This is a genomic window from Novosphingobium sp. TCA1, assembly GCF_009811895.1.
GTDB lineage: Bacteria > Pseudomonadota > Alphaproteobacteria > Sphingomonadales > Sphingomonadaceae > Novosphingobium > Novosphingobium panipatense_A.
Window position 1 is genome coordinate 84399 of sequence record NZ_BLJH01000017.1, and the last position, 25423, is coordinate 109821.

The window sequence follows — 25423 nt, forward strand, 5'->3', positions numbered from 1 at the left end:
TCAGAGCCGGAAGCGCACACCCAGCGAATAGACGCGGTCGTTGTATATGTACTGGCGAGAGAAACTATCGCCACCGTCTCCGAACTCGCGATAGCGACGGATCGGATTGCCGAGCAGGTTGGCGACGTCGAATGCGATGGTGACGTTCGGCATCGGTGTAACCGAAGCGGCGAAGTCCAGCTGCCCGCGTCCCTTCTCGATGACCCCGCCGGTACGGGCCTGCCCATTGCTGTCGAGGTCGAGCGCCTCGATGCTGTAGGAAGTCACGAAGTCCGAGCGGTAGTTGTAGGCCAGTCGGGTCGAGAAGAACGGCCGTTCGTAAAGGGCGACGAGGTTGTAGGACCACTTCGACACGCCGTTGAACCGCTGCTGCCGTCCCGCGACATTGGCCGACACCGCAATGGGACCAGCAAGATCGCCCATGGCGTCGGTATAAGTCAGGTTCGCCTGGAAGCCGAAGCCCTTGGCCCATTCCGGCAGGCCTTCGATGTCGAGGAAGCTGGTGAAGGCGATCTCGGCGCCCTGGAAGCGGCTGTCGCCGATGTTCTCCGGCCGGGTCAGCCGCACCGGGCCGTAGACCGGATCGTCAACCGTCACCGTTGGCCGCGCGATGAAGCCCTTCGCATCGCGGCGGAACAGGCCGCCGGTCAGAGAGCCCGTGCGCGAGAAGTACCATTCCAGGCCGATATCGAAATTGTTCGAGGTCAGCGGATCGAGATCCGGGTTGCCGCCGCTGATGTTGCGGAGGTTGCTGTTGGGATTGTTCGGGTTGGGCGGATTGTTCGGATCGATCACCGGCGGCGGGCCGACCGTCAGCGTCGGGTTGAGGTCGAAGAAATTCGGGCGGGTGCGCGTCTTGGTATAGGCGAGGCGCAGTTGCAGCTGGGGGTTGAACATCAGGCGCGCGCTGGCATTGGGCAGGAAGTCGGTATAGGCCTTGCGCGCGGTTATCGGCGAGTAGCTGGGACTGCCAGCGACGCTGTCGTCCCGCAGGAATCCGCTGATGCGCGACCATGTGCGCACGGCGCGAAGGCCCACCACGCCGTCGATGGCCATCGTGTCGTTAAGGTCGAAGCGGTACTTCAGCTGGCCATAACCCGCGAGGGCCTTTTCGTTGGCGCGGAAGTTCTCGGTGGGATTGAAGGCGGGCAGGCCTTCCGGGGCGCCGTAGAAGGCGCGCAGGGCATCCAGGTTCTCGCGGATGCTGCCGTAAGGGATCGCCGCGAAGGTCCTGATCGGGAACACGTTGTCGAAGACGAAGCCGGGGCGGGTGGATTCGAATTCCACCGGCAGCGCGGTGACCGGAATGCGGGCGGACAGATTGTCGATATAGGGCGCGCCGCGATCGCGGTTTGCGTCACGATCGTTGTAGCGCACGCCGATCTGGATGCGCTCCAGGAACCCCTGGTCCAGGGTATATTCCAGGTCCAGGCGCGACTGGATGTCCTTGCCGCCGACTTTCAGATATTCCTGGAACAGGCCCCGGCTGAGATAGTTCGACGGATCCGTGAGATCGTAGTCCTCCACCGACCAGGTCGGGCCGCCGACGCTGCCGGGCGCCTCGAACACGACGTTGCGTACGGGGGAATCCTTCAGCGCGAAGTCGATGTTGACCACTTCGGAGGTGAACTTGCTGTTGGTATAGGCCACGTCTGCCGAGATCTTCAGACGGTCCCGGTGCCAGATCGCACCGGCGCCGAACTGGTAGGTATTGGTCTCGGCCTTCGACGTGCGCCAGTTGCCGTTGGGTGCGGATGCGCCGGTAACGGTGGCGCTCTGGGCGACATTGGTGCCGTCCCGCAGTGTAAGGTCGGTCAACTGCATGCCGTTGCCGTAGATCGGGAAGAACATGTAGCGTTCCCGTCCGCGTCCCCGGTAGCCCTGGAACAGACCGTCGGCGTAGATTTCGAGATCCGGGCTGGGCCGCCACTGGAACGCCATGTTGACCGAAGGACGCCAGCGCTTGCCGCGTGCATGGAACAGGCCCTGGGCGTCGGGATAGCGAACGCCGCCGGCCGTGCCCGGCGCGTTGGTTGGTGTCGTTGTGGCAATGACCGTGGACTGTTCGCGCGTGGCGTCGAAGAAGTCGATGCCGGTATAGGATGCGTTGACGAGGAAGCCCATCTCTCCGATACCGGTGTCCCAACGGTCGCTGACCAGAAGGTTGCCGTTCCACGTCAGCCCGTCCGACTGCTCCCAGTTGACCCCGTTGAACGAGCCGGACACGTTGAGGCCCTTGAAGTCGAAAGGCTTGCGACCGCGAACGTTGACCTGTCCGCCGATCCCGCCTTCGATCATGTTGGCCAGACCGGACTTGTAGACTTCCAGTGCCGCCACGGTTCCGGCCGGGAAATCCTGGATCGCCACGGAGCGGCCTTCGGCGCTGAAGATCTCGCGCCCGTTGTAGGTCGTGCTGAGATCGGGGAGGCCGCGGATGCGCACGTTCGCCGCTTCGCCGCCGCCGCGCGTCACTTGCACGCCGCTGATCCTCGCAAGGGCGGAAGAGGCGAAAGTATCGGGCAACTTGCCGATGTCTTCGGCGACGATGGAATCGACGATTCCCTCGGAGTTGCGCTTGAGGTCCTGCGCGCTTTCCAGGCTGCGCCGGAACCCGGTGACGATGATGTCCTCCTGAAGCGAAACCGCGTCGGCGCCCGCGCCGTCCTCCGGGGTGGCGGTGCCATGGAGACTGGTGGTTTCTCCGGCTTGAGGTTGGGTTTGCGCCACGGCGGAAGCCGAGATCAAGCTCACGACAGACGCAGTCGTGGCCCAGAGTGCCTTTTGCATAATCCCCCTTTTCAGCTGCTTAGCGAAGCTTTGAAGTCTTCGTATTTGTGATTTTGCGGAGAGGCAACATATTTATCGTACAATTACGATAAATAATTTCCGATTAGATCGGGGATGCGGGATCGGGCGCAATCTTCATCGACTAGTGCAGGTTGTTTTGCTGGGAAAAAGCGGGCGCAGGCCCGTCCCATTTGCAACCCGCAGTTGAAAGTCATCCAATGAAAATGGCGATTATCCGGTCACTTGCCGGAGGATATAGGCGTGACGAACGTTCCGACTGGAGTTTCCCTTGAAAGCACTTTCCTTCGCCGCCGTACTGCTCGCCTCCGCCGTGGCCGCTCCTTCCTTCCTCGTGGCCCAGGCACCTGCCGCGCCCGAGAGCGTGCAGGCCGGGACCTACAAAGTGGAGAGCAACCACACGCTGGCCCAGTTCGGCGTCAACCATTTCGGCTTCAACGACTATTTCGGCACCATTCCCGGCGCCACCGGCTCGCTCTCGATCGACCCCAAGGCGCTGGGCGCGGCGAAGCTCGACGTGTCGCTGCCTGTTTCGCGCATCTCCACCACCAATGACACGCTCGACGCCGAACTGGTGAGCGCCGACTGGTTCGATGCCGCCACTTATCCCACGATCCGCTTCGTCTCGCAGAAAGTGGAGCAGACCGGCCCGCGCACGGCGCGTATTTTGGGCACGGTGACGATGCACGGCGTCAGCAAGCCCATGGTGCTGGACGCCACTTTCGGCGGGGCCGGGGTCAATCCGATGGACAAGGCCTATACGATCGGTTTCTCCGCCACCGGCACGCTCAAGCGTTCCGACTTCGGCGTTTCCAAATACGTGCCCGCCGTCAGCGACGAAGTGGCGATCAGGATCACGGCTGCCTTCGAAAAGGTGAACTGACCGGCTTATTCCGGCCGAATGTATTCTGGGTAATGGAACATGGCGCTGAAGACGTGGCCGGCATCGGCGAACAAGGCTTCGGCGTCCATTTCCTTTTCCTTCAGCATCTCGTCGAGCGAGTAGGCGATCTCTACGGACATGCGCGTGCGCCTCAGCACCAGCGCGCGCGGGACGTGCGACAGATAGGGCATGTACATGTCCGTCAGCAGGTCGGACACGTAATTGTGCGAGAACAGGCGGATTGGCGTGAGGCTGGGAATCGCCCGAAGCGCGCGCATGATCCAGAGCGCGCCGGGTTCGTTGGCGGTGATCTCGTGCATGGTACGGATCAGTTCCACGACTTTCCCCTCGATCACATCCAGCCCGGCATCGCGATAGTTCGTCAGCCACGCCTGTAGCGCCACGTTCTGCCGCTCCATGAAGCGTTCGGCCAGGGCATGGAGAATCGCGTATTTGTCGTCGAAATAGCGATAGAAGGCGGGCGGGGTCATTCCCGCCCGTTCGCAGATCAGGTTGGTGGAAATCCGCTCGATCCCGACATCCCCCAGAAGATGGGCCGCCGCATCCAGCAAGGCATTGAAAGTCTTGCGTGATCTTTCCTGCACAGGCTTGCGGTAGGGGGGCTTCTCGGCGTCCAACTCGTTCTCCTGACACCGTGAATTCAACGCGGTGTCATAAAAATGATAATTATCGCTACCATATGCGGCCCGCACAGCCAATACAGGGGTCGCTTCCATGATCAAGTCCCGTTTCCGCGTGCAGGCCTCGGCCTGCGCGATGGCCATGTTCGCCTGCGCTTCGGGCATCGCCCATGCCGACGAAGCATCGCCCACTCCCGCCGCCGGTTCCGGCGACGACATCATCGTCACCGCCCGTGCGGGCAGCGCACAGAAGAAGGTCGAGGCGAGCTATGCCATTTCGACCATTTCCGAAGCGGAACTCCAGATGAAGGCGCCGATCGGCGTGGGCGAGGCGCTGAAGAACGTGCCCGGCTTCTGGGTCGAAAGCTCCTCGGGCGAGGCCAGCGGCAATATCCGCGTGCGCGGCATCCCGACTGACGGATTTTCCGCACTTTCGCTGCTGGAAGACGGCATCACCATCCAGCACGATGCGGGCCTCGGCTGGCTGAACGGCGACCAGGCCTTGCGCATGGACCAGACCATCCAAGGCATCGAAGTGGTGCGCGGCGGCCCGTCCTCGATCTTCTATTCGAACGCGCCAGGCGCGGTCGTGAACTTCATCACCCGGCGCGGCGGCGACCACCTCGAAGGCTCGGTGCGCTACGAAGGCGCAAGCTACAACTCGCACCGCGTCGACGGCTGGATCGGCGGCCCGATCGGCAATAGCGACTGGCGCTTCCTTGTCGGCGGTTACTATCGCCTCTCGGACGGCCAGCGCCACACCGGCTATCGCCAGGACGAAGGCGGCCAGGTACGTGCCACGATCTCGCGCGAGTTCGAGCGCGGTTCGCTCATGCTGGGCGTCAAGCGTATCGACGAGCGCATCGGCAACGCCATGGTCACGCCCTGCATCAACGACAGCAACGGCGATCCGGTGGGCGTTCCCGGTTTCAATGCCAAGCGCGACATCATCGCCGGCAAGGAAACCCGCTACTTCGATTTCCTGACGCCGGACGGCGTGGAGAAGTTCGACAACGGCATCGGCACCACCATCAAGCTGACCCAGCTGACCGGCGAATTCGACTACGAACTGACCGATGGCCTGCGCGTCGAGCACAAGATGCGCTACCGCGACAGCTATACCAAGCGCAACTCGATCACCCCGCGCACCGTGGCCTCGGCTGCCGACCTGCTGTCATCGACTTACGGCAGGTACGTGGACACCGCCGCCGGGCAGTCGCTCGGCTTCAACTATACCAACGGCAGCGGGGCCATGGACCTTGCCAATGCCAATGGTAACGGTCTCGCCCTGCTCAACCTCGCCCGCTCCTTCACCATTCCCGAGGACGAGTTCGTCTCCGACACCCGCTTCCTCCAGGACCTGGAACTGGGCGGCCATCACGATCTGGCGCTGGGCTTCTACTATGCCCACGTCAAGGAAACCTACCGTTCGAACTCGGCGGCGATCTTCACCGACGTGAAGGACAATGCCGCACTGCTCGATGCCGTCCTGCGCGATGCGGCGGGCAACACGCTCTATCAGTTCACCAACGACGGCATCGCCAGCTACGGTTCGGAATTCAACAACGCCTTCGGCAAGTCCGACACTATCGCCCTTTATGCCAGCGACGAGTGGAAGCTGACCGACCGCCTTCGCATCGACGGCGGCGTGCGCTGGGAGCAGATCAAGACCAGCGGTCAGGTCGAGGGCAAGAGCACCGTCAACCTGAACCAGTCGGACACGGCGGCGGACGATGCGGTACTCGTCGGCTCGGGGACGTTCGCGCCGTTCTCGCGCAAGTACGATCACATGGCCTGGACCCTGGGCGCCAATTACCAGCTCCATCCGCGCATGGGCGCCTTCGTCCGCTTCACTTCCACGTTCCGCCTGCCCAGCGTCTCCAGCTTCCTCGGCAATGCGGCGGCCAGCCCGGTCACGCAGAAAATGGACTTCTACGAAGTGGGCCTGAAGTACGCATCGCCCACGTTTGACGTCTATCTCACCGGCTTCAACTCGGTCTACAAGAGCTACGAGATCAGTGACTACCGGCAGAACGCGGCCGGACAATATGTGCTCAACACGGTCTACGGCGATACCAAGACCTGGGGCACGGAACTGGAGGCGACCTGGCGCCCGGTCAAGTGGTTCGACATCCACGCCAACTGGACATGGCAGGACGCGCGCTTCACCGACTTCGTCTATACGAATTCCAGCGGGCAGGTCGTCGATTACTCGAAGAACCGCCTGATCCGCGTGCCCGAGCACAGCTTCCGCATCACCCCGGGCATCAACCTGATGGACAACCGCCTGCGCGTGGAGGCCGACTTCGCCTATTACGGCCAGCGCTATGCGGAAGTGGCCAACCAGATCAGCCTGCCCGCCTATTCGACGATCGATCTCAACGCGAAGTTCGACGTCAACGACAGGCTGACCTTCAACCTCTACGTCAACAACCTCACCAACACGATCGGCCTGACCGAAGGAAACCCGCGCGCCGGATCGATCGACAACGAGGAAGTGGGCGATCTCGTCTACATCGCCCGTTCGATCTTCGGCCGCAGTGTGCGCGGCGCGGTGACGTTCAGGTTCTGATTACCCGCCTTCGATCCTCTCCCAACCGGCAGGCGCGGCACGGCCGCGCCTGCCGGAACACTCTCCTCCGGGGATTTCCGACATGTCCAAGACCTTTTCCCGCCTCGCCTCGCTCGCCATCCTTCTCGCTTCTGCCCTCGGGTCGCACCAGGCAATCGCGCAGGACCTGCCGGAATGGGACAAGGTGCCTCTGGCGAAAGGGCATGAGAAGCCGGACCTCGTGCTGACCGGAACCGTCGATCGTTCCGACTATCAGCGCAACGTCCCGGTCTCGTTCGACGTCCCCGGAGGGGTTACCCGCATCGGCGTGGAGTACGAATATACCCGCCCGGACGGGAAGACCGTGATCAACCTCGGCCTGTTCGACGGCAAGACCTTCCGCGGCTGGAGCGGCAGCAACAAGCACACGGTGGTGATCGACGAGAACAATGCCACGCCCTCCTTCATCGCCGGTCCGGTGGGCGGACGGCGCTGGTCGCTCGATCTGGGCGTGTCGTACATCGGCGAGGGCGTGACCTCGCGCTACACCGCCCGCATCTGGTTCTGGCGGCCGGGCGAGATGCCTGCCGTCTCGACATTCTCGCCCGAGCCGCTGGAAGTGGCCGACAAATGGTATCGCGGCGATTTCCATCTCCATACCGGGCATAGCGACGGTTTCTGTACTAGCCGGAAGGGGCGCAACGTGCCTTGCCCGCTCTATCGCACCGTCGATGCCGCGCTGGCCGCGCATCTCGATTTCGCGGCGATCACCGACCACAACAACGTCGCGCTCTACGGCTCGATGCGCGAACTCCAGCCCTTCTACGACGATATCCTGCTGATCCCCGGCCGCGAGATGACGACCGAGCAGGGGCACGCCAATGTCTTCGGCACGACCGAATATATCGATCATCGCCTCGGCGAGAAGTCCATGCCCGACATGGCGACGATGATCGAACAGTCCCATGCCGCGGGAGGACTGTTCTCGATCAATCATCCCGGATCGCCTACGGATTTCCGCTGCCGCGGCTGCGGCTGGTCCGCGCCCGAGGCGACTTACGCCATGACCGACGCCATGGAAGTGATGAACAGCGGCAATCTCTGGAAGCAGCTTGGCGGGGGTGATGCCGGGGACGACGTGGCGATCTGGGAGAAACAGCTCGCACAGGGCCGGCGCATCACCGCGATCGGCGGAAGCGACAATCATGACGTCAATCTCGGCCGCCTGGGCGTAGGCTTCCCGACCACGCTGGTTCGCGCCCCGCAACTTTCGGAACGTGCCATTCTGGACGCGGTGAAGGCAGGCCACGTCATGATCGACATGACCGGCAAGCCGGGCCTCGGTTTCGAACTCGAAGCGCAAGGCGAAGCGGGAAGTGGCACCGTCGGCGATACTTTCCGCCTCGGTCAGGGACAGAACCTGCGGATGTCGCTGACGGTTTCGGGCGCGAAAGGCCGGAGCCTGGTGGGCTTCCTCGACGGCAAACCCATGCCCGGACTTTCCCGTGACGGTCTGTCCGACAAGGATGCCGTCACCCTGAACTGGACTTCGGACGGCGCGCGGCACTGGATCCGTTTCGAACTGCGTGACGGAAAGCAGCGCCTGTTCATGACCAATCCGGTCTACGTGAACTATTGAAGTGGAGCATGAGCGAGGCCGAGATTTTCGGCCTCGCTCCGAAGGTAGCAGCCCCGCGATAACATCCCGTTCCGCGTCCGTCAGATCGACCCGAACCGTTGCCTCTCCCACAAAGTGAGCCCCGGATCACCTGAACGGGCGAGAAGCGCGCGGGGGTGCTGTCGAATTAACGCGCGTCGTTGGCCTCGCGCATCGCCGCCGTCAGCTCGGCGTCGGGGTGTCCGGCGAGGATCTGCGCAAGGCTTTCGGGCCGCTCGTCCTGACCCAGCTTGAACGTCGCGTTGCAGGACAGCACCCTGGCTCTGAAGGCGATGATGTGGCGGCTCATCGGTTCGTAGCGTTCGCCCATCCTGGCCACGCTCCAGCGGTCCGGGCGTTCGCCTTCCACATGCGCGATCAGGCGTTCGAGTGCCGCCCCGTTCTCTTCCGGCGCGAATTCCACTTCCACCTCGAAGCGGGCGACGGCGTAGTTCCAGGTTGGTGCCCACTGCGGCTGGGTAACGAGTTCTGGCGAGATGTAACCCTCGGCACCCTGGAACAGGATCAGCGCGCGCGGCTGCGCCTTCAGCGCCTCGACTTGGGCGTTATGCAGTGCGAAGTGGCCGACGAGCGCGGTGACGGCACGCTCTTCGTCGAGATCGGCGACCAGCGGCAGCGGCGTCGCGTGGAACGCGGGCGCTCTGGAAACCACCCAGGCAAGCGGATGGCGCGCAACGAGCGTTGCGACTTCCGCCGGATGGCGCGGGGACCAGACGCTCACGCCGCCGCCGCCGTGAAGCGCTCGCGTCCGCCCACGAAAGTGCGCAGCACTTCGACCCTGGGCAGCTTTTCGGGATCGATCGCGGTGGGGTCGGCGTCGAGCACGGTAATATCCGCGAGGAAACCGGGCGCGATCCGGCCCAGCCTGTCCTCCTGGAAGCCGGCATAGGCATTGGCGACCGTATAGGCGTGCAGCGACTGTTCCACCGTCACCTTCTGGTCGGGCAGCCAGCCTTGCGGGTTCGCGCCGTCGATGGTCTCGCGCATGACGGCGGCGTAGATGCCTTCCATCGCGCTCAACGGCGCGACCGGCCAGTCCGAGCCGAAGGTCACCGTGGCGCCGCTGCGGATCAGCGAGCCGAAGGCGTAAGTACCGTTCAGCCGCTTCTCGCCGATGCGCTTGACCGCCCAGCGGCCATCGTCGACCGCGTGATAGGGCTGGACCGAGGCGATCACGTTCTGCTTGGCGAAACGCGGGATCGTGGCAGGCGCGATGTGCTGCGCGTGCTCCACGCGGAAGCGGCGGTCGCGCTTGCCGTGTAGTTGCTCCACCTCGGCGTAGAGGTCGAGGATATCATCGTTCGCCTCGTCGCCGATGGCGTGGACGGTGACGTGCAAACCGGCGCGGTCGGCGGCGATCACCTTCTCGCGCAGTTCGGCCAGCGGCATCACACGCACGCCTCGCGTGTGCGGATCGTCGGTGTAGGGATCGTGGAACAGCGCCGTGCGCGCGCCCAGCGAGCCATCGACCAGCGCCTTGACGCCGCCCCAGCGCAGCCAGCCGTCACCGCGCCCTTCGGCCTTTATCAGCGCCGCCATCTTGTCCCAGTCGCGCAGCGGCACGAAATTGTAGAAGCGCATGTCCGTCTCGCCCTTGGCGCGCAGGCGGCGCAGGGCGTCGAAGCAGTCCCAGTCGAAGGGATCGGGGACGTGGACTTGCGCAAAGCCGTGCTTGAGCCCGTGGGCGATGCCGCCGCGCAGCGACGCTTCCAGCTGCGCGGACGTCAGCGGCGGGATCACCCGGTTTACCAGTTCCTTGGCGTTGTCCTTGACCACGCCGGTCGGCTCGCCCTTGTCGTCGCGCACGATGACGCCGCCTTCCGGGTCGGGCGTGTCGCGGGTGATGCCGGCTAGCTTGAGCGCAACCGAGTTGCACAAGTAGCTGTGCAGGTCGGTGCGCGGCACCGCGACCGGGGTGTTGGGGCTGACCGCGTCGATCCACGCGCGCGTGGGGAGCTGGCCGCCAAGGCGCTGTTCGTCCCACGATCCGCCGAGCAGCCAATGGTCGGGCTCGGCCTTCACGGCGGCGGCGATCCGGGCGACGAACTCGGCGCGGTTCTTCACGCTGAGCAGGTCGGGCCGGGTGAGGGCGTTGGAGCCCATCAGGAAGTGGGTGTGGTTGTCGATGAAGGCGGGCAGGGCGAAGGCGCCCTTGAGGTCGACCACCCGCGTCGAGCGAGCCGTGCGCGCCTTGACCGCGCCTGCTCCCACCGCGACGATGCGGTCTCCGACGATACCGATGGCGTCGGCGCGCGCGCCCCCACCTCCGAGCCCGGCCCCGGTCCAGACCGAGCCGCCGATCAGCGCAACGTCAAGCGGCGCCGAACTCGCGAAGGCATGACGCGCAAACGCGGCCGTTCCGAGCAGCGCCGCGCCCGAACCCAGAAATAGACGACGATCGAACATGACGCTCCCTTTGCCTATGCGTGCAGATGCCCCATTCGCCCGCCCGCCCGGTCCCGCCAACATCCAATCGCACACACAAGCAAGGGACCAATGCGCGCAAGGTGCCGTTCAGTGCTGCCGCCTCCCACCTAGCGCATTGGACCCCTCGGCTTCCTCAAAGTGGATGTTCCGCCGGGGCCGCGCGTACGCTTCACCCTTTTCTGCCGCGAGACCCAACGTCGCAGCATTGACAGATCGCTCCCGAGGGCGACCGCGAACAGGGATACATTGATGGAACAGCTTCTCCGAGCACGCCGCCGGTCGATACTGACGGGCACTGCGCTCATCGCATTGAGCATGTCGGCCAGTCCGGCGTTTTCCCAGACGGACGCGCAGGCAGGCGAAGACCGCGCTGCATCGCCCCAGGGCGACATCGTGGTCACCGGCTCGCGCATCGATCGCCCCGGCTACGAATCGCCGACGCCGCTGCTGCACATGTCGCAGGATGACCTGCAGATCGTGAGCCGCCCCAACATCGGCGCGGCACTGGCGGACCTGCCTCAGTTCAAGGCTTCGCAGTCGCCGCAGACCTCGGGCACCAATGCGCAGGCGGGCCGTTTCCCCGTCAATATCCGCGGCCTTGGCGAGACGCGCTCGCTGGTCCTCGTCGACGGCCGCCGCCTGGTCAGCGACAACGACCTCAACACCGTGCCCTCGATCATGGTCAAGAGCGTGGACATCGTCACCGGCGGCGCATCGGCGGCCAGGGGTTCGGATGCGGTTGCCGGCGTGGTCAACATGATCGTCGACAGCGAGTACGAAGGCGTGCGCCTTGGCGCGGAGGGCGGCATCTCGTCGCGCGGTGACGCCGGGCAGGTCAGGTTCGAGGGCAAGTACGGCACCAGCTTCGCGGGCGGCCGAGGCCACTTCGTGATCGGCGGCGAATACCTCGACAACAAGGGTATCCTCCGCAAGACCGACCGCAAGAACACCGGCCGCTTCGCCATCATCAACAATACGCTGACTTCGGACGTCGGTTCGGCCACGCGCCTGGTCGGCGGTTACGTCACGTCCGGCCCGGCAGGGCTGCGCGGCATGGGCTTCAACCCTGACGGCAGTCTGCGCACGCCCGACATCGGCACTGTGGTCGGCACCAACATGATCGGCGGCGAAGGCACCTCGGACGACGACCGCAGCCCGCTGATCACACCGCAGAAGCGCTATGCTGCGATGGCCAAGGCTTCCTACGAACTGACCGACACGCTCAAGCTGAGCGCGGACCTGCGCTACTCGCGGTACTACAACAGCTATACCTGGTTCGGCGATCACACCAGCAGCGTGACGATCCAGGCCGACAATGCCTTCCTCAATGACGAGGTCAGGCAGATCCTTGCCGGTGCGAATGCCAGCAGCTTCACGATGGCACGCTACAACGCGGATCTTTCGTATAGCACGATCAACCTCGACCGCCGCAGCATCCAGGGCACGCTGGCCCTCGACGGCAGCTTCGGTGGTGGGCGCTGGCGCTACACGGCCTATTACAGCCACGGCCAGTACCGCAACAAGATGGATACCCCCGGCTTCCTGATCGCCAGCAACTTCGCCAATGCGGTGGATGCGGTAATCGATCCGGCGACGGGTCAGGCGGTGTGCCGTTCGGGCGCGGCGGGCTGCGTGCCGCTCAACCTGTTCGGCGAAGGTGCGCCCTCTCCGGAGGCGATGGACTACGTCACCGGCACCCCGCGTTCCAACAGCGTGAACCGGCTCGACACTTACGGCGTCTCGCTGCGCGGCGAGCCGTTCGAGCTGCCCGCTGGCCCCGTTTCGATCGCGATCGGTGCGGAAGGGCGCAATCTGGAAACCAGCTCGACGATCGGCGAACTGGACGCCGCCCGTGCCTTCTCGACGTTCTACTTCACCTCGCTTCAGGGCAAGTACGACGTGAAGGAGGCCTTCGGCGAAGTCGTCGTGCCGGTGATCCGCGACGTGCCGCTGCTGCGCAAGCTGGAGCTGAACGGCGCCGTGCGCGTGTCGGACTACAGCACCACCGGCAGCGTCTGGTCGTGGAAGCTTGGCGCCACCAACGAGTTCCTGCCCGGCGTTATCGGCCGCGTCACCCGTTCGCGGGACATCCGCGCGCCAAACATCAGCGAACTCTATTCCAACCGGACTGTAAGCTATGTCGGCGTGATCGATCCGTTGTACACCGGTGACGGCAGCCGTAACGTGCTGGTCTACGGCGGCGGCAATGCCTCGCTCCGCCCGGAAAAGGCCGATACCTGGACTGCGGGCATCACCGCCGCTCCGCTGCGCGGCCTGACGGCTTCGATCGATTACTTCAACATCTCGATCAAGGACGTCATCACCAGCATCGGCGCACAGGTCCTGGTGGATCGCTGCAACAGCGGCAACGCCAGCTTGTGCAACTACATTACCCGCGGCAGCGACGGCAGGATCGAGAGCGTGGCCTCGTCCTCGGTCAACCTGTCCGAGTTCAAGACCGACGGCATCGATGCCGAAGTGGCCTATACGATGCCGGTCGAGAATGACGCCAATGGCCGGGTCACCTTCCGCTTCGTCGGCACCTGGGTGAACCGCTTCTCGACCGACGACGGCGTCACCAAGGTCGATTACGTGAAGTCGCAAGGCTATGCCTTCGTCAACGGCGTGCCGCGCATCCGTGCCAATGCCTCGGTCGGCTACGCCAGCGACGGCTTCAGCGGCCTCGTGCGTGCGCGCTACACGTCTTCGGGCCTGTGGGACGGCACGCGGCCGACGATCACCAACGGCCGCATCCCGGCCTATACCTATATCGATCTGCAGCTCAGCCAGAAGGTGCCCTTCGGTGACGGCAAGCACTTCGAGCTGTACGGGAACGTGTCAAACCTGTTCGACAAGGGCCCGCCGCTCTATTCGAACTTCTCGCCGTACTACGATGTCATCGGCCGCTACATGACCGTGGGCGCGCGTCTGGAATTCTGACGCGGAGCCCGAGGGCGCAAACAAAAAGGCGGCGGGTTTCGCACCCGCCGCCTTTTTCATGTCCGCAGTGAAGTGCGCTGCCGCGTCAGTACTCGAAGGACGCGGCGTTGCCCTGCTTTTCCTCGAACGCGGCCGCCGTGCTGATCGCCCGGGCGACCTCGTGCTTCGACATGCCCTCGAACCACTGCGCCTCGCGGCGCTGCATGCGCGGCCACTGTTCATTGAGCGTCGCGGCTTCATAGAGGCGGCCGTTCTGCATCACCAGCGAGAGCGAACGGGTGTTGCGGATATCCTCCAGCGGGTCGCGGTCCAGCACCAGCAGGTCGGCCAGCTTGCCCGGCTCGATCGAACCGAGATCGAGCGCCCGGCCGATCACCTCTGCCGAGCCGATCGTCGCCGCCTGCAGGATCTGCGTGGCGTCGGCCCCGCCCGATGCCATGGCTTCCAGCTCCCAGTGGTAGGACAGTCCCTGCACGACGCTGTGCGAGCCGACGCCCAGCAGACCGCCTGCCTTCCCCACATCGCTCGCCTGCTTCGCGAACAGCGCGAAGCCTTGCCCGTCGGCGCGGTTCCACTGCGCGGAATCGCGCTTGCCCGCGAAGACCGCTTCGGGAACGAAACGGCTGAGCTTTGCGTCGAAGTCCTCCTGATGGCCCACCGTCATCGCGCCCAGCGGCCCCGGCGCGCCGTAAAGCACCAGCATCGTCGGCACCGTCGAGATGCGCGATCGCACCAGCATCTGCTTCAGGTCGTCGTGGATCGGCGCGATCGGCAGGCTATGCTCGTTGCCCGCATAGCCGTCGAGCATCTGGGTCAGGTCCAGTCGGTAGTCGCTGGCGCCCTCCGTCGTGGGCATCAGCCCCAGCGCCTGGGCGCCTTCGATCAGGTGGCGCCGCTCGGTCCGGTCGCCGACCATGTACTGCTTGATGTTCGGTGTCCGGTAGTAGTCGGAATAGCGCCGCAGCGTGGCGATCGCCTCCTCGCGGCTGGCCATCGGGCTGTTGCGGAACACCCCCTCGCCGGTGGAGAAGGCACGTTCGCCCACCATCAGTCCGGCGTCGATCATGTCGGCATAGCCGAACACGTCGGGATCGAACGTCTGCACGTCGAGCCCGGCGGTCACCCCGTAGGCGAGGTTGGCGGAGAAATCCCAATGCCCGATGTCGAGAATGCGGCGGCGCGTCTCGAACCAGTGCGCATGGGCATCGATGAAGCCGGGCAGGATGAACTTGCCGGTCATGTCGCGCACTTGCGTGCCTGGCGGTATCTTGAACGAGCCGCGCGGACCGACCCCGGCGATGCGATTATCGACGATCAGGACGTCGGCATCGTCGATGACCTGATCGGCCTTCATGGTCACGACCCTGGCCCCGCGCAGCAGGAGGCTGCCCTTGGGTACGTCGCGCGGGAGCACGACCTCCATGGCGATCCCGCCCGCCCGCTTCTCGATCGCGGCCGGAGCACCGTTCTGCGCGGACGTCACCGGCAACTGCCGCACCGTCGAGCCGACCGACCACAGGAGCGAGCGCATATCCGGCGCCCAGTCCATGTAATCCGCGCCGATCGCGGTGATCCGCCGGGCGTTCGCCGCAGGATCGGTGACAGTGATGGTCGGCGCCGCGCCGTCCTTCGCACCGGGTATTGGCACAAGGTAGAGCTGCGAAGCCAACCGCACCAGCGCAGTGCGGCCATCGGCGCTCAGTTGCGCGTTCTTCAGCGGGGCGGGCGTATCGAAGTACTGGCTGTCGGGCCGGGCGATCAGTTTGACCAGGTGCCTCGCGGGTTCCTCGGCATCGACGGCCTGCGAGGAAATCCAGCCATCGGCGTAATAGCGCACGCGCGCCGGATCGGGATCGCGCCGCAGGTCCATGGCCGCGCCGACATCGCCGAGCGCGCGCATCTCGCCGCCGTCCACGGGAACGCGCACCAGCGTCGAGGGCGTCGGCCCGAGGCTCTCGGCGGAGCGGTAGAGCCGGTCGTGCTGGTTGGCGGAGAAGGCCACCACGTCCTTGCCGTCGGCAAGGAACAAAGGCTCGGAATAGAATGCCGCCTGCGTCGTGATCCGGCGCGGGGCGGTCTTGCCGTCCGCCGCCGCGACCCAGACGTGGCCGCCGTCCTTCGCGGTCCACGTGACATAAGTGATGAAGCGTCCGTCGTCCGACCAGCTGGGCTGCCATGCCGCGCCCGGCACGTCGAGGCGGCGCGGCTTCGCGCCCTTGCGGTTGGCGGCCAGATAGAGACGCCCCACCGCGCCGAAGACCACTTGCTTGCCGTCCGGCGACAGGCGCGGGGTCTGGATCACGCGGACGTGGACCGGGCCGGTATCGACCCGGTGCTGGCTGCGCAGCGGCAGCGGCATTTCGTGCCGCACATGCGCCTCGAACGGGATATCGGTGACGGTGCCATCAGAGACGGCGATGCGCTTGAGTCCGCCCTCCAGGCCGAGCACGATGCTGCGGTCATCGGCGGAAAAGACCATGCGCGGCATCAGGTCCACGTAGTACCCGCCAGACTGGCCATCCGGGTCGAGCGGGCCGTGCAGCAGGCGGTCCGTACCGTCGGTCAGGTCGTGCAGGCGCAGCACCGTCCGCTCGTTTTCCCGCGTCACATAGGCCATCAGGCGTCCATCGTGCGAGAGCACCGGCCGCATCCCGCCGCCCGGCGTGGTCACGACGTCATGCTGGGTGCGGCTGGCGAGATCGAAGCGTGCGATCGTCCAGTGCGGCAGGGCACCGCTGGTCCAGGTCGTCCCTGCCTTGGTCGCGTAGTACAGGCTCTTGCCGTCGGGGGAGGCGACCACGCCCATCGCATTGCGCCGCTGGGGATGCGGATCGTCGCCATGGGGCTGGGCCTTGACCAGTACGTCCGCCTTGCCGCTCGCGACGTCGAAGGACCACAGTTCGAATGCCAGCACACCCCAGATCATGCGCGAGACGTAGAGCGTCCTGCCATCCGGCGACCATGCCGGCGACCCATAGTGCGGTGCGCCGCCAGTCTCCTTTGAGACGCGGCGGGCATTGCTGCCGTCCGCATCGGCGATCCACAGGTTCTCACGCCCGTCACGGTCGCTGACGAAAGCGATGTGGCGGCCGTCGGGGGAGAACACCGGCTGGGTGTCGAACGCCGCGCCGGTCATCACCGGCTGCGCCTTGCCGCCGCCAGAGGGCAGGGCGTAGATGTCGCCAAGAAGGTCGAAAAGGATGGTCTTCCCATCCGGCGAGACGTCCAACGCGGGCCAGGTGACTTCGCGGGTGTCGTATTCGATGACCCGGCCCGTCAGGGGCGGCAGGGTGTCCGCCCAGGCCGAAGGCGCCATGGCCATTGCCGCACATGCCAGAACCGCCGAACCTGCCAGCCACTTGCTCACTGCGTCACCTTTTCGCAATTATCCATGAAGGATGCATCGTGCGTCGCCCTCCGGGACGAAACATCCAGTTTTGCGCAGCTGGACGGGTCCACTGCGCCGATGCTCCTCGAAGTGCCGCTCAAACGGTGCTGAGCAGCAGGCTGGTTTCGCTGTTCAGCACACCGTCGATCATGCGCACCTGCCGCAGCACGCGGTCGAATTCGGAGAGACTGCGCGTGCGAATGTCGGCGACGAGGTCCCAGTTGCCGTTGGTGGTGTGGAGTGTCTGGATCTCGACCATGCCGCGCAGTTTCTGGATCACTTGCGTGGTGGATTTGCCGGTGATCTCGATCATCATCACGGCGCGTACCGACAGATCTTCGTAATCGTCGCGGACCCGGATCGTGAAACCCAGCAGCGTCCCGGTGTCGATCAGGCGGTCCAGCCGGCTCTGCACCGTGCCGCGCGCCACACCCAATGCATCGGCCAGCTTCGACAAGGAGGCGCGTCCGTCCGCGCGAAGGTGAGCGATGATCCGGCGGTCGAGGTCGTCAGGGATGAACTTGGCGGAAGAGGACATCGCGGAAGACCATTATCTGAGCAGGTTGTGCAAACGCACTGTAAAAATTGTCCAAAGTTAGTCTGTTTGCAAGGCGGTATGGCAATTTTTACCAGCGGGACGTCGCTCTACGATCGTCTGGTTCATTCACCATCAGGACACCAGACCATGGCGCCGCCGCCTTCCCCGCTTGCCTTCATTCCCTTCGTCAGCGTCGAGAACATGATGCGCCTCGTCCATCATTTCGGGATCGAGACGGTGCTGCATGAGCTGACCGATGCGATCGAGGCCGACTACTTGCGCTGGTCCCTGTTCGAGAAAGCACCCCGGCTGGCCTCGCACTCGCAGGAGGGCGTGATCGAACTGATGCCCACCTCGGACGGGGAGGCCTATGCCTTCAAATACGTCAACGGCCACCCCAGCAACACCGCGAAGGGCCTGCAGACGGTCGCGGCCTTCGGACTGCTGGCGCGGGTGGATACCGGCTACCCGCTGCTGCTTACCGAGATGACGCTGCTGACCGCCCTGCGTACCGCCGCGACCTCGGCGATGGTGGCGCGGCGGCTTGCCCCGAAGGACGCGCGGGTCATGGCAATGATCGGCAATGGCGCGCAGGCGGAATTCCAGGCCATCGCCATGAAGGCCATCGTCGGTATCGAGGAAGTGCGCCTCTACGACATCGACCCAGAGGCTACCCGCAAGGCCGCACGCAACCTGCAGGGCTGCGGCATCCGGGTCGTGTCGTGCGATACGTCGCAGGATGCGATCGAGGGCGCGCAGATCATCACGACCTGCACCGCCGACAAGGCCTATGCGACGATCCTGTCGGACAACATGGTCGGCTCCGGTATCCACATCAACGCGATCGGCGGCGACTGCCCGGGCAAGACCGAGCTGCACCGCGACATTCTCGACCGAGCGGCCACTTTCGTCGAATTCGAGCCGCAGACCCGCATCGAAGGCGAGATCCAGCAGATGGACCCCGCCTATCCGGTCACCGAGTTCTGGAAGGTGCTGAGCGGCGAGGCCGAAGGGCGCACCGATGTCCGCCAGATCACGCTGTTCGATAGCGTCGGCTTCGCGATCGAGGATTTCTCGGCGCTGCGTTACCTGGTGGGCAAGCTCGAGGGGACCCAGTTCTTCCAGCAGCTCGACATCATCGCCGATCCCGACGATCCGCGCGACCTGTTCGGCATGTTGCAGCGCGCCGCCTGACGAGATGCGGCGCGGGAGTGGTCCCGCGCCGCAAGTGAACTTGGATCTTTACCATCGAGCGGGCGCAGTGAAGAAGCGGTCCGCATTCCAAACAGGAGATCAAAGACGATGGGCGTACCGACCTGCGAAGGCATGAACACGGGCCGCGTCACCACGAGCCGCCGCACGGTGCTGGCCGCCGCATCCGCCGCGCTGGGTTCTGCCGCCGCACCGGGCCTTGCCCGGGCCGCCACGCGCGGTGCGGCGTCGAGCGACATCGTCATGATGAATGCAACCGACCTGTCTGCCGCGATCCATCGCCGCGACTTGTCCAGCCGCGAGGTGATGACGGCCCACCTGAAGCAGATCGACCGGCTGAACCCACGTTTCAACGCCATCGTCTCGCGCGTGGACGGCGATGCGCTCATGCGGCAGGCGGCAGCGATGGACGAGGACGCCGCGGCGGGGCGCTTCCACGGCCCGCTCCACGGCTTTCCCCATGCGGTGAAGGATACGGCCCCGGTCAAGGGCATCGCCAGCACCCAGGGCTCGCCGATCCTGCGTAACAACATTCCCACCGCCGACAGCCTCGTCGTGTCGCGAATGCGCAATGCGGGTGCGATCTTCATCGGCAAGAGCAACGTTCCCGAATTCGCGCTGGGCTCGCACAGTTATAACCCGGTTTTCGGCACGACGCACAATGCCTATGCTTATGGCCGCGCGGCGGGGGGTAGCACCGGCGGCGGCGCGGTCGCGCTGGCGCTGCGCATGGTGCCGGTGGCGGACGGCAGCGATTTCGGCGGATCGCTGCGCAACCCGCCCGGCTGGAACAACGTCTTCGGCCTGCGCCCATCCTTCGGCCGGGTGCCTTCGGTGCCCAACAGCGATCTGTTCTGGCAGAACTTCGCCACTTCGGGGCCGCTCGGCCGCACTGTGGCGGACCTCGCGATGCTGCTGTCGGTCCAGGCGGGAGAAGATCCCCGCTCGCCGTTCTCCCTCGGCGACGATCCGGCGATGTTCGCGGGTTCGCTGGAAAGGGACTGGAAGGGCGCGAGGATCGGCTGGCTCGGCGATCTTGGCGGAGCGCTGCCGATGGAAGCGGGGGTGATGGAGACCTGCACCAGGGCGCTCAAGGCGTTCGAGGCCGCAGGCATGCACGTTGGCGAAGCGACGCTGGCTGAGCCCGCATCGGAGATGTGGCGTACGGCAGTGGCGCTGCGCCACTGGTCGGTGGGCGCCGATCTCCAGGCGTTCTACGACGATCCCGCCAAGCGCGCGCTGATGAAGCCCGAAGCGATCTGGGAAGTGGAAGGCGGCATGAAGCTGACCGGGCCACAGCTCGCCAAAGCATCCGAGGGCCGCACCCGCATCTACAATGCCTTTGCCGCCGCTTTCGAGAAGTTCGATTTCCTCGTGCTTCCGAGCGCACAGGTCTTCCCGTTCGATGTCAGCGAGCATTGGCCGACCGAGATCGCCGGAAAAACCATGGACAGCTATCATCGCTGGATGGAAGTCACCCTCCCAGCGACGATGGCCGGGCTACCCGCACTTGCGGTACCAGCCGGCTTCGGCGGCGTACACAAGCTGCCGATCGGGCTACAGATCATCGGCAGACGTCATGCGGATATGGCAGTGCTGCAGGTCGGGCGTGCCTATGAGATGGCCTCTCCCTCGATCGCTAGGAGTCTTCCCTCCGCTCTCTAGGCGCGCCTCTCATGTCCCTGACGTCCGTGTTGCTGCCGATAGCGGTCCAAGCTCGTCATGTCGGGGCTGCGACTGTCTGCAAGCTCCGGTTTGTTCGCCATAAAAAGGGTATCCTGATTGAATCCTGATCCGCTCAACATTCAGGACAGGATACAAAGAGTTGCTTGCCTGAAGGCCCGAGATCAGGTTGAAATCGGAGGGTCGGTTGGGATGTGCGCCTGATGTGTTCCACGCAGCGCCTCAATCACATGGCGCATTGTTTCTGTATCTCGGAGATTTAGGTCGCGCTGGGGGTAGGGAACTTCGATGCCTTGATCGCGCATGAGGCGCCAGAGAGTCTTGAGTACGTCGGAGCGCACGTTTCCTACGCCTTCCTCGGGGTCGGTGATCCAGACGTGGATGACGAAGCTGACGCCGCGCTCGGCGAAACTGTCTAGCCAGACTGTCGGGGGAGGCGCGGTCAGGACGCGTTTGACGGACCTGGCGGCCTCCAGCATCAACTGTTCCACGCGCTCGATATCGGCTGCGTAGGGCATGACGACCGGCACCTGGATACGCACGTTCTTGCTCGAATAGGACCAGTTCTCGACCTGATTGATCATCAGGTTCTCGTTCGGGATCAGATATTCCTTCTGGTCCCGCGTGGTCAGCGAAACGGCGCGGATGCCGATCCTGCGGATCTGCCCGAAAGTGGACATGCCGCCCGCATCGGTGATGGTGATGACATCGCCGGGCTTGATCGACTTGTCCATCAGCAGGATGATCCCGGCGATCAGGTTGCCGAAGGTCTTCTGCAGGCCGAAGCCGATGGCAAGGCCGAAGGCGCCGGAGAATACCGTCAGCGCGGTCAGGTCGATGCCCAGAACATCGATGCCGACGAGGATCGCGATCGTCCAGATCAGCAGGCTGACGATCTTTTCCGTCAGCAAGCGTTGGGTCTGGTCGAGGCCGGTGGCGGAGCGCAGGATCCGGCTGGACAGCCTGCTGGCACCCCAGGCCACCGAGACGACGAGCGCCAGCACGAAGAGCAGGACCACGAAGTCCCACACCGAAACCCGGCTCGATCCGACCTGCACCGCCAGACGGTCCAGCGTATCGACGAGATCGCTGAGGAAGCCGCCGCGCGAGGTGACGGCGTTCTTCAGCCCGTCGGCGCCCGCTAGGGGCTGGTCGGCCGCATGGCCCGGCACGGCGCGATGCGCCGCCGCATCCGCCGTGGCGGACGGCGTCGGGCTGGCCATGACCATGCGGGCGACCGGGTTGCTCATTCCGCCTATCAGCCCCGCTTCATGGCGGCGAGCGCCTGTTCGATGTCGGCGATGAGGTCGTCCGCGTCTTCCAGCCCGATGGCCAGTCGCACGCCGTAGCGGTCGGCGGGGTCGCGCGCGCCCGGAGGCCAGGGCATGATGTCGCGGTGGCGGGTCGGTTCGATCGGCACGACGAGGCTCTCGAAGCCGCCCCAGGAATAGCCGATGGCGAAAAGGCGAAGGGCATCGATGAAGCGGTTGCGGTCGGCCATGGTGCCGCTCTTGAACACGAAGCTGAACAGGCCGCAGCCGCCCGTGAAGTCTCGGCTCCAGATATCGTGACCGGGCGAACCGGGCAGCATCGGGCAGAGCACTTGCGCCACTTCGGGTCGGGTCTCCAGCCAGCGCGCGATCTTCAGCGCGGATTCGGCTTCCTGCCGCAGCCGCACGCCCAGAGTGCGAAGGCCGCGCAGGGCGAGGGCGGCGTCATCGGGAGAGACCACGATGCCGAGGTCCTGCGCGCGCCGCCGTAGCTTGCCGTAGAGTTCCTCCCTCGCGCTGGCGCTGCCCATCATCAGGTCCGAATGGCCGCCGACGTGCTTGGTGAGCGCCATGACCGTCACGTCCACGCCCTTTTCCAGTCCGGCGAAGCCGAGCGGGCTGGCCCAGGTATTGTCGAGCACCGAGACGGCGCCCTTCTCACGGGCGATGCGGGCAAGTTCGGGTATGTCGCAGACTTCCATCGAAAGGCTGCCGGGCGCTTCGATCAGTACGGCGTGGGTACGTTCGCAGAACAGCGTTTCGTAGGTGGTGAGGTCCAGCGGATCGTAGAAGCGCGTCTCGATGCCGAAATCGGTAAGCATTCCCGTGCCCATCGAGCGGGTCGGGTCATAGGCGTTGTCGGTGATCAGCACGACGTCGCCCGGCCGCAGCAGGGCGAGCATGACACCGGCGATGGCGGCGACGCCCGAAGGATATATGACGGTGCCGTGGGCGCCGGGCTCGATCCCGGTCAGGGCATCGCAGAGCGCCCATTGCGTGGGTGCGCCGCGGCGGCCGTAGAAGAACCGCCCGTCCTCGTTGCGGCTCGGCCCTTCGGCCAGCGCGGCGGTATTCTCGTAAAGGTGGGTGCTGGCGCGCCAGACCGGCGGATTGACGACCGCGCCGGTCCATTCCTTGCGGCGTCCCCCGCCTACCAGCTTGGTAAGGGGGGCAAGGTCGTCAAAATTGTCCAAATCGCTCAAAGTGCTCTCCGCTCCTGAGCGGGTAGACCTAACGCGGTGGGGGGGCAGGGTCGAATGCTTTTTCCCCCTTAAGGTCCTGACTTTGGCAATGAGGAAAGAACGGGGCGCCTTCTACGCTGCGATGGGCGAATTGGGGCCGTGTCCGATGGTTCGGGCGGCTTCGATTTCGCGCACGGCCAGTTCGGCGTGGTCGCGCGGGCCGGTGTCGAGGCGGATCGGGGCAAGGCCCGAGCCCTCGCCCGGAACCCCGAGCGTGAAGACGCGGCGTTCCAGATGGCCCTGTCCGTCGGCGAGGCAGAGGCGCACCAGCGGCACGAATAGACTGGCCTGACCCTGGCGCATGACGCGAATGGCGTTCAGCGGCAATTGCAGTTCGCCCTTGAATGCGCGGGTTTCGCCGGGGGCAAGGCCGTCGAGGCTGTGGCGCAGCGGCAGGCTCGACGGATCGGGCGCGAGTTGCTCTGCCTGAGACAGGGAGGCGTGCGCGGAAATCATGTCTCCGAGCACGCTCCATGCCTGCGAAAGCCCTGCTTTCGGCCCCGAGAGCGTAAGGCGATATTGCAGCGTGGCATAGACCAGCGAAAGTCGCAGGCTGACCGGCTCGAAATGGACGGCGATGACGCCGGGGCCGGAAGGTGCGGGCAGCGGCGCAGGGCGTGGCTGCGGCTCGGGATTGCGTTGGGGGTCGGGATTGCGGGGCGGCTGCACGCGCGGGATCGGCGAGACGGTAGGAACCGGATCGAGCGCGGCGACGGCTTCGGCGGTAAGCGTGGCGTCTGCCGCGTCATCGACAAGTTCGTCCTCCGGCTCGGCTTCGGGCTCCAGGCCGGCTTCTTCCCAGGCGGTGGCCGGGGCGCGGCGTCGGCGCAGCAGGGCGAAGACGCCAATACCTGCCGCGACCAGCGCAGCGGGGATGGCGAGCCACCATTCCGGCCAATGTGCGGCGCTTGCGGGCTGGCTAATTTCGGGCTGGCTAATCTCGGGTTGCGCGGAAGGCGCAGGTTGGGACGAGGCCGTCTCACTGGGCGCCGGAAGGGATGGCATCGGCTCGGGCGATGGCGTCGCTGCGGATGAGGGCGCGGCGACCGTCGCCTCCTGAACCGGAGCCTGCGCGGGACGGGTCGGCGTGGCCAAGGGAGCCGGGACCGGCGCGGCGGCGCGAGGCTCCGGGCGTTCGGCGGCCCGAGGCGGCGGAGGGGGTGCCGCGATGGTCGGAGCGGGGATCTGAACCGGGGCCGGACGGGTAGAGGGCGTGGCAGCCGGTGCATCAGGCGCCGGAGCAGCCCCGGTGTCGCGCGAATTGACGGTGGGGTTCTGCGGATCGACCGGGCCTTGCGATCGTGGCGGGCTCTGGCCTTCCTGCTGGCCGGGCGGCAGGCTCCAGGTCGATTGCGCAAAAGCCGTCGTCGGTCCCGCCAGAAGGCCGATAACAAGCGCTGCGCGTGAAAGTGGTGTCGCGTATTTCGTCACAATGCCCCGCATCAAGCTCCCAGCCTCTGATCTGATCCCCAATGGACTACGCGCTGAACCCGGCGTTAATGCCGAAGGTCCGCGCGGCGAGACGTGGGCGATCATAGCCGAAATCATGCCCTTCGGGCAATGTCGCCGCAGCCGCTTTCCCGCAGGACGAGCAGCCTCTTTGCTTGAAGCTTGAACCTCGGCCACCTATCAAGGCGGTCATGACTGACACTTCCATGACTCCGCTGCATCTCGGCCAGAACAGCGCCCTGCCGGCTTCGCCTGAAGCTGCCGTGCTGGACTACGTTCCCAATCCGCGCCAGGGCAGCCTCTATCTCGTGCGTTTCGCCGCGCCGGAATTCACCTCGCTCTGCCCGGTTACCGGCCAGCCCGACTTCGCGCATCTGGTGATCGACTATGCGCCCGGCGAGACGATCGTGGAATCGAAGAGCCTCAAGCTCTTTCTCGGTTCCTTCCGCAATCATAATGGCTTCCACGAAGACGTTACCGTCGGCATCGGCCAGCGCCTGTTCGACGAGATGAAGCCGCACTGGCTGCGCATCGGCGGCTACTGGTATCCGCGCGGCGGTATCCCCATCGACGTGTTTTGGCAGTCCGGCGCCGCACCGGAAGGCCTCTGGGTCCCTGACCAGGGCGTCCAGGGCTACCGCGGCCGCGGCTGATCGCTTCCATAAGCAGGGGCGCCGGTTTGTGCCGACGCCCCTGTGCCCCCGGACTTTCCTTCA

The 25423-nt window shown here is 65.1% G+C and carries 16 protein-coding genes; 7 read left to right on the plus strand and 9 right to left on the minus strand.

Annotated features, from left to right (window positions below):
* Positions 1-2727, minus strand: a complete 2727-nt coding sequence (locus NTCA1_RS18325; protein WP_159831316.1) for a TonB-dependent receptor — start codon at positions 2725-2727, stop codon at positions 1-3.
* A gap of 349 nt (positions 2728-3076) precedes the next feature.
* Here NTCA1_RS18325 and NTCA1_RS18330 point away from each other — a divergent pair, with 349 nt between their 5' ends.
* Positions 3077-3688 (plus strand): YceI family protein, encoded by a 612-nt coding sequence (locus tag NTCA1_RS18330; RefSeq protein ID WP_159831317.1) that lies wholly within the window; start codon positions 3077-3079, stop codon positions 3686-3688.
* Between the two features lie 5 nt (positions 3689-3693).
* Here NTCA1_RS18330 and NTCA1_RS18335 read toward each other — a convergent pair whose 3' ends face one another.
* Positions 3694-4326: a TetR/AcrR family transcriptional regulator gene (locus tag NTCA1_RS18335; protein ID WP_236549440.1), complete on the minus strand. Its 633-nt coding sequence runs from the start codon at positions 4324-4326 to the stop codon at positions 3694-3696.
* Positions 4327-4423: 97 nt separating this feature from the next.
* On the opposite strand from NTCA1_RS18335, the gene NTCA1_RS18340 reads away from it, so the two are divergent.
* Both NTCA1_RS18340 and NTCA1_RS18345 read left to right on the plus strand, forming a co-directional pair.
* Positions 4424-6901 carry a TonB-dependent receptor gene (locus NTCA1_RS18340; RefSeq protein WP_159831318.1) on the plus strand — a complete coding sequence of 826 codons (2478 nt, stop codon included), beginning with the start codon at positions 4424-4426 and terminating at the stop codon, positions 6899-6901.
* Between the two features lie 82 nt (positions 6902-6983).
* Positions 6984-8519: a CehA/McbA family metallohydrolase gene (locus tag NTCA1_RS18345; RefSeq protein WP_159831319.1), complete on the plus strand. Its 1536-nt coding sequence runs from the start codon at positions 6984-6986 to the stop codon at positions 8517-8519.
* Positions 8520-8685: 166 nt separating this feature from the next.
* Here the strand turns inward: NTCA1_RS18345 and NTCA1_RS18350 are convergent, their stop codons facing one another.
* Positions 8686-9279: an FMN-binding negative transcriptional regulator gene (locus tag NTCA1_RS18350; RefSeq protein WP_159831320.1), complete on the minus strand. Its 594-nt coding sequence runs from the start codon at positions 9277-9279 to the stop codon at positions 8686-8688.
* Entirely contained in the window at positions 9276-10964 is a 1689-nt protein-coding gene (locus NTCA1_RS18355; protein ID WP_159831321.1) for an amidohydrolase, read from the minus strand. The genes NTCA1_RS18350 and NTCA1_RS18355 overlap by 4 nt, the downstream gene beginning before the upstream one ends.
* A gap of 270 nt (positions 10965-11234) precedes the next feature.
* On the opposite strand from NTCA1_RS18355, the gene NTCA1_RS18360 reads away from it, so the two are divergent.
* The gene (locus tag NTCA1_RS18360) at positions 11235-13925 is read left to right on the plus strand and encodes a TonB-dependent receptor domain-containing protein (protein ID WP_159831322.1); all 2691 of its coding nucleotides are present in this window, start codon (positions 11235-11237) and stop codon (positions 13923-13925) included.
* 85 nt (positions 13926-14010) lie between these two features.
* Here NTCA1_RS18360 and NTCA1_RS18365 read toward each other — a convergent pair whose 3' ends face one another.
* Both NTCA1_RS18365 and NTCA1_RS18370 read right to left on the minus strand, forming a co-directional pair.
* Positions 14011-17292, minus strand: a complete 3282-nt coding sequence (locus tag NTCA1_RS18365; RefSeq protein ID WP_236549441.1) for an amidohydrolase family protein — start codon at positions 17290-17292, stop codon at positions 14011-14013.
* A 118-nt stretch (positions 17293-17410) separates the two neighbouring features.
* Positions 17411-17851, minus strand: a complete 441-nt coding sequence (locus tag NTCA1_RS18370; protein ID WP_159831323.1) for an Lrp/AsnC family transcriptional regulator — start codon at positions 17849-17851, stop codon at positions 17411-17413.
* A 147-nt stretch (positions 17852-17998) separates the two neighbouring features.
* Between NTCA1_RS18370 and NTCA1_RS18375 the strand changes: the two genes are divergently transcribed.
* Both NTCA1_RS18375 and NTCA1_RS18380 read left to right on the plus strand, forming a co-directional pair.
* Complete coding sequence (locus tag NTCA1_RS18375; protein WP_159831324.1) at positions 17999-19045, plus strand: ornithine cyclodeaminase; 1047 nt, start codon at positions 17999-18001, stop codon at positions 19043-19045.
* A 108-nt stretch (positions 19046-19153) separates the two neighbouring features.
* A complete protein-coding gene (locus tag NTCA1_RS18380; RefSeq protein WP_236549442.1) occupies positions 19154-20728 on the plus strand; it encodes an amidase in 1575 nt (524 codons plus the stop codon).
* Between the two features lie 182 nt (positions 20729-20910).
* Here the strand turns inward: NTCA1_RS18380 and NTCA1_RS18385 are convergent, their stop codons facing one another.
* The 3 genes from NTCA1_RS18385 to NTCA1_RS18395 form a co-directional block, all read right to left on the minus strand.
* Entirely contained in the window at positions 20911-21996 is a 1086-nt protein-coding gene (locus NTCA1_RS18385; RefSeq protein ID WP_159831325.1) for a mechanosensitive ion channel family protein, read from the minus strand.
* Positions 21997-22004: 8 nt separating this feature from the next.
* The gene (gene metC / locus NTCA1_RS18390) at positions 22005-23219 is read right to left on the minus strand and encodes a cystathionine beta-lyase (protein ID WP_159831326.1); all 1215 of its coding nucleotides are present in this window, start codon (positions 23217-23219) and stop codon (positions 22005-22007) included.
* Between the two features lie 111 nt (positions 23220-23330).
* On the minus strand, positions 23331-24704 hold the full coding sequence (locus NTCA1_RS18395; protein ID WP_159831327.1) for a hypothetical protein: 1374 nt from the start codon (positions 24702-24704) through the stop codon (positions 23331-23333).
* Between the two features lie 194 nt (positions 24705-24898).
* Between NTCA1_RS18395 and queF the strand changes: the two genes are divergently transcribed.
* Positions 24899-25360 carry a preQ(1) synthase gene (gene queF / locus NTCA1_RS18400; RefSeq protein WP_201282538.1) on the plus strand — a complete coding sequence of 154 codons (462 nt, stop codon included), beginning with the start codon at positions 24899-24901 and terminating at the stop codon, positions 25358-25360.
* Positions 25361-25423: the final 63 nt, after the last annotated feature.

Bases quoted from the DNA above. Each gene is read 5' to 3' on its own strand.
- NTCA1_RS18380 (WP_236549442.1), top strand. From the start codon at position 19,154: ATGGGCGTACCGACCTGCGAAGGCATGAACACGGGCCGCGTCACCACG.
- NTCA1_RS18355 (WP_159831321.1), bottom strand. From the start codon at position 10,964: ATGTTCGATCGTCGTCTATTTCTGGGTTCGGGCGCGGCGCTGCTCGGA.
- queF (WP_201282538.1), top strand. From the start codon at position 24,899: ATGACTGACACTTCCATGACTCCGCTGCATCTCGGCCAGAACAGCGCC.
- NTCA1_RS18345 (WP_159831319.1), top strand. From the start codon at position 6,984: ATGTCCAAGACCTTTTCCCGCCTCGCCTCGCTCGCCATCCTTCTCGCT.
- NTCA1_RS18375 (WP_159831324.1), top strand. From the start codon at position 17,999: ATGGCGCCGCCGCCTTCCCCGCTTGCCTTCATTCCCTTCGTCAGCGTC.
- NTCA1_RS18385 (WP_159831325.1), bottom strand. From the start codon at position 21,996: ATGAGCAACCCGGTCGCCCGCATGGTCATGGCCAGCCCGACGCCGTCC.
- NTCA1_RS18370 (WP_159831323.1), bottom strand. From the start codon at position 17,851: ATGTCCTCTTCCGCCAAGTTCATCCCTGACGACCTCGACCGCCGGATC.
- NTCA1_RS18340 (WP_159831318.1), top strand. From the start codon at position 4,424: ATGATCAAGTCCCGTTTCCGCGTGCAGGCCTCGGCCTGCGCGATGGCC.
- NTCA1_RS18360 (WP_159831322.1), top strand. From the start codon at position 11,235: ATGGAACAGCTTCTCCGAGCACGCCGCCGGTCGATACTGACGGGCACT.